Source organism: Micromonospora sp. ATA51, from assembly GCF_016802855.1.
GTDB classification, from domain to species: domain Bacteria; phylum Actinomycetota; class Actinomycetes; order Mycobacteriales; family Micromonosporaceae; genus Micromonospora; species Micromonospora sicca.
In genome coordinates this window covers 1-6,356 of record NZ_JAEVHJ010000363.1, presented here as the reverse complement: position 1 = coordinate 6,356, position 6,356 = coordinate 1, and the positions used below count along the sequence as shown (strand labels likewise).

The 6,356-nt window shown below is 73.3% G+C and carries 1 protein-coding gene and 3 pseudogenes; 3 read left to right on the top strand and 1 reads right to left on the bottom strand.

Annotation, left to right across the window (positions count from 1 at the left end):
* Positions 1-152 (top strand): annotated as a pseudogene (locus tag JNW87_RS33045) (FAD-dependent monooxygenase); the annotation flags it as partial.
* 39 nt (positions 153-191) lie between these two features.
* Here the strand turns inward: JNW87_RS33045 and JNW87_RS33040 are convergent.
* The gene (locus JNW87_RS33040) at positions 192-1,037 is read right to left on the bottom strand and encodes a GNAT family N-acetyltransferase (protein ID WP_238455029.1); all 846 of its coding nucleotides are present in this window, start codon (positions 1,035-1,037) and stop codon (positions 192-194) included.
* 145 nt (positions 1,038-1,182) lie between these two features.
* Between JNW87_RS33040 and gltB the strand changes: the two are divergent.
* Together gltB and gltD are read left to right on the top strand one after the other, a co-directional pair.
* A pseudogene (gene gltB, locus JNW87_RS33035) lies at positions 1,183-5,882 on the top strand (glutamate synthase large subunit).
* A pseudogene (gene gltD / locus JNW87_RS33030) lies at positions 5,875-6,258 on the top strand (glutamate synthase); the annotation flags it as partial. The pseudogenes gltB and gltD, both read left to right, overlap by 8 nt.
* Positions 6,259-6,356 lie beyond the last annotated feature (98 nt).

The following is a 6,356-nucleotide window of genomic DNA, read 5'->3' as shown; positions in this document are numbered from 1 at the left end:
CCATGGTCCGGCAGACCCGCCGGATGTCCGCGGTGCTGCAGACCCGGGGCCGGCTGGCCCTGCGCGCCCGCGACGCCGCCCTAGGCACGATCAGCCCCCGGCTGCGCAACACCGCCGCCTCCGCCGCCGCCCAGTGGCACCCGCCCGCCTGACCCCCGACGTTCCGCCGCGGGTGGCCGGGTGCCGCCCGGTCAGCCGATGAGGGCGGCCGGTTCGGCGATGCAGGCCGTGCCGACCCGGCGGAAGCCGACCCGCAGGTAGACGCGGGCGATCTCCTCGCTGCCGGCGGAGAGGAAGATCAGGTCGGTGCCGGCGGCGCGCAGCTCGCGGGCCAGGGCGGCGGTGACCGCGGCGCCGAGGCCGCGGCGGCGGGCGATCGGCAGGGTGGCCACCCCGGCGATCGTCGGCGACGCGCCGACCCGCATCGCCATCCCGCTGGCCAGCGGCCCCTGGCCGGCGCTCTCCGCGAGCACCGAGATCCGGCGGCCGTCCGCGACCCGGACCGCCTCCTCCTCGAGCGCGGCCACGTCCAGGCGGGCCACGGTCGCGTCCCGCTCGGCCGGCCCGGCGTCGCCCCGGACGGTGCCGCCGTGGGAGAAGCCGACCGCCGCGACGGCCCGCCGGATCGCGACGTCGGCGGCGAAGCCGGAGGAGGCCGGGTCGAGGACCCGCACCGGTACGTCGCTGAGCGTCGCCGGGTCCGGCGGGTCGACCGGGTCGAGCACCATCAACGGCGCCTCCAGCACGGTCAGCCCCGCCGAGCGGGCGACGGCGAGCAGGTCCGGGGTGACCTCGTGCACCCACTCGAACGCCTCGGGCAGCCCCAGCTCCCGCTGGCGGGCCCGGACGGCGGTGACGTCGGCCAGCGACGGCGGCTTCGTGGCGTCGAGCCGGGGGCGGGCGTAGAACGGCCAGCCGGCGCCGTCCCGGACGAAGAGGACCAGCGCGCCGTACTCCTCGGTGCGGGCGCCGTCGCGGGGCACCGCGTCGTAGAAACTCTCCAAGCGGTCGAACAGCTCAGCGCGTAGGACATCCACCGCGCGAGACTACATGTCCCAGATTGTGGAAGTGTGATCAATCCGAACTGGCCTTGCGCCGTGCGCCCTAACGTAGACTCAATAAACCCACGAGGGCCGACGTCGTCCCGACCATGATCCAACCTGAGTGACGACAGGAGGCCCGGTGGCCTTTCCGTACCCTCTCAGCCCGCAGTCGGCCCCGCCCGCCACGGGGCTCTACGACCCCGCGCAGGAGCACGACGCGTGCGGTGTGGCCTTCGTGGCCGACCTGCACGGACGCCGGTCGCACGAGGTCGTCGCCAACGGTCTCGGCGCGCTCTGCCGGCTGGACCACCGGGGCGCCCGGGGCGCGGAGCACAACACCGGTGACGGCGCCGGGATCATGATCCAGGTGCCGGACGCGTTCCTGCGCGCGGTCGTCGACTTCCCGCTGCCGCCCGCCGGCCAGTACGCGACCGGCCTGGTCTTCCTCCCCGACGACGACGCCGGTGAGGCGCTGGCCCGTCGGGTGGTGGAGAAGTACGCCCTGGTCGAGGGGGCCGACGTGCTCGGCTGGCGGGACGTGCCCACCGACCCGAGCGGCCTCGGCGAGACCGCGCTGGCGGCGATGCCCCGGGTCCGGCAGCTGTTCCTCGCCGCGCACCGGCTGACCGACTCGCCGGCCGGCCCGGCCGGCTCCCCGCTGGCCGGGCTGGACCTGGACCGGGTGGCGTTCTGCGTGCGCAAGCAGGCCGAGCGGGAGACCGCCGAGCGGGGGGTGCCGGCGTACTTCCCGTCGCTGTCCGGGCGGACCATGGTCTGGAAGGGCATGCTCACCCCGGACCAGCTTCCGGCGTACTACCCGGAGCTGACCGACGAGCGGGTCGAGAGCGCCATCGCCCTGGTGCACTCGCGCTTCTCGACGAACACGTTCCCGTCCTGGCCGCTGGCCCACCCCTACCGGTTCATCGCGCACAACGGCGAGATCAACACGATCCGCGGCAACCGGAACTGGATGCAGGCCCGCGAGGCGCTGCTGCGCAGCCCGAACCTGCCCGGCAACATCCGCCGGGTCTTCCCGGTCTGCACCCCGGGCGCCTCCGACTCGGCGAACTTCGACGAGGTCCTGGAGCTGCTGCACCTGGCGGGGCGGAGCCTGCCGCACGCGGTGCTGATGATGATCCCGGAGGCCTGGGAGAACGACCCCGAGATGCGCGCCGACAAGCGCGCCTTCTACCGCTTCCACGCCAGCCTGATGGAGCCGTGGGACGGGCCCGCCTCGGTCGCCTTCACCGACGGCGAGATCGTCGGCGCGGTGCTGGACCGCAACGGGCTGCGCCCGGGCCGCTGGTGGCGCACCGCCGACGGCCTGGTCGTGCTGGGCAGCGAGGCGGGGGTGCTCGACCTCGAGCCGGCCCGGGTGGTCGCCAAGGGGCGGCTCCAGCCGGGGAAGATGTTCCTGGTCGACACCGTCAACGGGCGGATCGTCTCCGACGACGAGATCAAGGCCGAGCTGGCCGCCGCCCGGCCGTACGACGAGTGGCTGCACGCCGGCCTGATCGACCTGGGCGACCTGCCGCCGCGTGAACACATCGTCTACACCCACGACTCGGTGCGCCGCCGCCAGCAGACCTTCGGCTACACCGAGGAGGAGTTGAAGATCCTGCTCGCCCCGATGGCGCGGGCCGGCGCGGAGCCCATCGGCTCGATGGGCACCGACACCCCGATCGCCCCGCTGTCGACCCGGCCGCGGCTGCTCTACGACTACTTCCACCAGCTCTTCGCCCAGGTCACCAACCCGCCGCTGGACGCCATCCGGGAGGAGCTGGTGACCAGCCTGGCCTCCACCATCGGGCCGGAGGGCAACCTGCTCGACCCAGGCCCGGCGAGCTGCCGGCAGATCGTGCTGCCGTACCCGGTGATCGACAACGACGAGCTGGCCAAGATCCTCTCCATCGACGAGGACGGCGACCTGCCCGGCTTCAAGGCGGTCCGGGTCTCCGGGCTCTACCGGGTCCGCGACGGCGGCGCCGGCATCAAGGCCCGGCTGACCGAGATCTGCCGGCACGTCTCCGAGGCGATCGAGGACGGGGTGCGGATCCTGGTCCTGTCCGACCGGGACTCCAACGCCGACCTGGCGCCGATCCCGTCGCTGCTGCTCACCGCGGCGGTGCACCAGCACTTGGTCCGCGAGCAGACGCGGACCCAGGTGGCGCTGATCGTGGAGTCCGGCGACTGCCGGGAGGTGCACCACGCGGCGGTGCTGATCGGGTACGGCGCGGCGGCGGTCAACCCGTACCTGGCCTTCGAGTCGGTGGAGGACATGATCTCCACCGGGGCGCTTCCCGGGGTCGACCCGGGAAGGCGATCCGCAACTACGTCAAGGCGCTCGGCAAGGGCGTCCTGAAGATCATGTCCAAGATGGGCATCTCGACCGTGTCGTCGTACTGCGGCGCGCAGGTCTTCGAGGCGGTCGGCCTGGACACCCGCCTGGTCGAGCGCTACTTCCGGGGCACCCCCAGCAAGATCAGCGGGATCGGGCTGAACGAGATCCACGCCGAGGTGGCCGCCCGGCACGCGCTGGCCTGGCCGGCCCCGGGCGCGCAGAGCTCCGACCGGTTGGAGGTCGGCGGCGAGTACCAGTGGCGCCGCGAGGGTGAGCTGCACCTGTTCAACCCGGAGACGGTCTTCCTGCTCCAGCACGCCACCCGCAGCCGCCAGTACGACGTCTTCCGGCAGTACACCGCGAAGGTCGACGAGCTGGCCGCGCGGGCCGGCTCGCTGCGCGGGCTGTTCACCCTGCGTACCGGCGTGCGCCCGCCGGTGCCGCTGGACGAGGTGGAGCCGGCCGGCGAGATCGTCAAGCGGTTCGCCACCGGTGCCATGTCGTACGGGTCGATCTCGGCGGAGGCGCACGAGACCCTGGCCATCGCGATGAACCGCCTCGGCGGCAAGTCCAACACCGGCGAGGGCGGCGAGGACGTCGACCGGCTGCACGACCCGGCCCGCCGCTCCGCGGTGAAGCAGATCGCCAGCGGCCGGTTCGGGGTGACCAGCGAATACCTGGTCAACGCCGACGACCTCCAGATCAAGATGGCCCAGGGCGCGAAGCCCGGCGAGGGCGGCCAGCTCCCCGGCAACAAGGTCTGGCCGTGGATCGCCCGGACCCGGCACGCCACCCCGGGCGTCGGCCTGATCTCCCCGCCGCCGCACCACGACATCTACTCCATCGAGGACCTCGCCCAGCTCGTGCACGACCTGAAGTGCGTCAACCCGGCCGCCCGGGTGCACGTCAAGCTGGTCAGCGAGGTCGGCGTGGGCACCGTCGCGGCCGGCGTCGCCAAGCTCAAGGCCGACGTCATCCTGATTTCCGGCCACGACGGCGGCACCGGCGCCTCCCCGCTCAACTCGCTCAAGCACGCCGGCACCCCGTGGGAGCTGGGCCTGGCCGAGGCGCAGCAGACGCTGCTGCTCAACAAGCTGCGCGACCGGGTCACCGTGCAGGTCGACGGCCAGCTCAAGACCGGCCGGGACGTGCTCATCGCGGCGCTGCTCGGCGCGGAGGAGTTCGGCTTCGCCACCGCCCCGCTGATCGTCGAGGGCTGCGTGATGATGCGGGTCTGCCACCTGGACACCTGCCCGGTCGGCATCGCCACGCAGAACCCGGTGCTGCGCGAGCGGTTCACCGGCAGGCCGGAGTTCGTGGAGAACTTCTTCCTCTTCCTCGCCGAGGAGGTCCGGGGTTACCTGGCCGAGCTGGGCTTCCGGTCGATCGAGGAGGCGATCGGGCAGACCGAGCTGCTCGACGTCACCCCGGCGATCGACCACTGGAAGGGGCACGGGCTCGACCTGGCGCCCGTACTCCGGTTGCCGGAGCTGCCGGCGGACGCCGCGCGGCGGGGCGTCCGGGCCCAGGACCACGGCCTGGAGCTGGCCCTGGACAACGAGCTGATCGCCCTCGCGGAGCCGGCGCTGCGCGACGGGACCCCGGTCCGGGTCGAGGTGGCCGTCCGCAACGAGCACCGCAGCGTCGGCGCGATGCTCGGCGGCGAGGTCACCCGCCGCTTCGGCGGCGCCGGCCTGCCGGAGGACACCGTCGAGTTCCTGCTGCACGGCACCGCCGGCCAGTCGTTCGGCGCGTTCCTGCCGCGCGGGGTGACCCTGCGGCTGCACGGCGACGCCAACGACTACGTCGGCAAGGGCCTTTCCGGCGGCCGGCTCGTCGTCCGCCCGGACCCGGCGGCGCCGTTCGTCGACGGCGAGGCCGGGCCGGGGGAGCGGGCCGAGGATCAGATCATCGCCGGCAACACCATCCTGTACGGCGCGACCGGCGGCGAGGTCTTCCTGCGCGGCCGGGTCGGCGAGCGCTTCGCGGTGCGCAACTCGGGCGCGGTGGCCGTCGTGGAGGGCGTCGGCGACCACGGCTGCGAGTACATGACCGGCGGCACGGTGGTGGTGCTCGGCGAGACCGGGCGCAACTTCGCCGCCGGCATGTCCGGTGGCACGGCGTTCGTCTGGCGGCTCGACCGGGCGCGGGTCAACGCCGAACTGGTCGACCTCGCCCCGCTGCGGCCCGAGGAGCGGGACCGGCTGCACGAGCTGGTGCAGCGACACTTCGCCGAGACCGCCTCCGCGGTCGCCGAGGAGCTGTTGAAGCGCTGGCCGGAGGCGGTGGAGGAGTTCACCGCCGTGGTGCCCCGGGACTACCGCCGGGTGCTGGAGATCATGCGGGCCGCCGAAGCCGCCGGCCGTGACGTCGACGACGCGGTGATGAGCGCATTGGCGGCGCAAGCTGCCCCGACACCACAGTCGGCGCCTTCCGCTTCGTCCATGCCGGTGCCGCCCGCCCCCCGGGCGGTCGCCCAGGAGGTGGCTCGTGCCTGACCCGAACGGTTTCCTGCGCTACAACCGGCGGCTGCCGGCGCGCCGCCCGGTGCCGGTGCGGATCTCCGACTGGCGGGAGGTGTACCCGCCGGCCGGCGAGGAGCTGATCCGCGAGCAGGCCACCCGGTGCATGGACTGCGGCATCCCGTTCTGCCACGACGGCTGCCCGCTGGGCAACCGCATCCCGGACTGGAACGACCTGGTCCGGACCGGCAACTGGGACGCCGCGGTGGAGTCGCTGCACGCCACCAACAACTTCCCGGAGTTCACCGGCCGGCTCTGCCCGGCGCCCTGCGAGGCGGCCTGCGTGCTCGGCATCGGCGGCGGCGAGCCGGTCACCATCAAGCAGGTCGAGGTGGAGATCGCCGACGCGGCATCTGGTCCACTGGGGCGAATGCCGTCCACCTTGGCCGTCCATGCGGAAGCGTCAGCCGAGATTGGGTTGGCCAAAGCGCAACGTAGATGACTTGATTC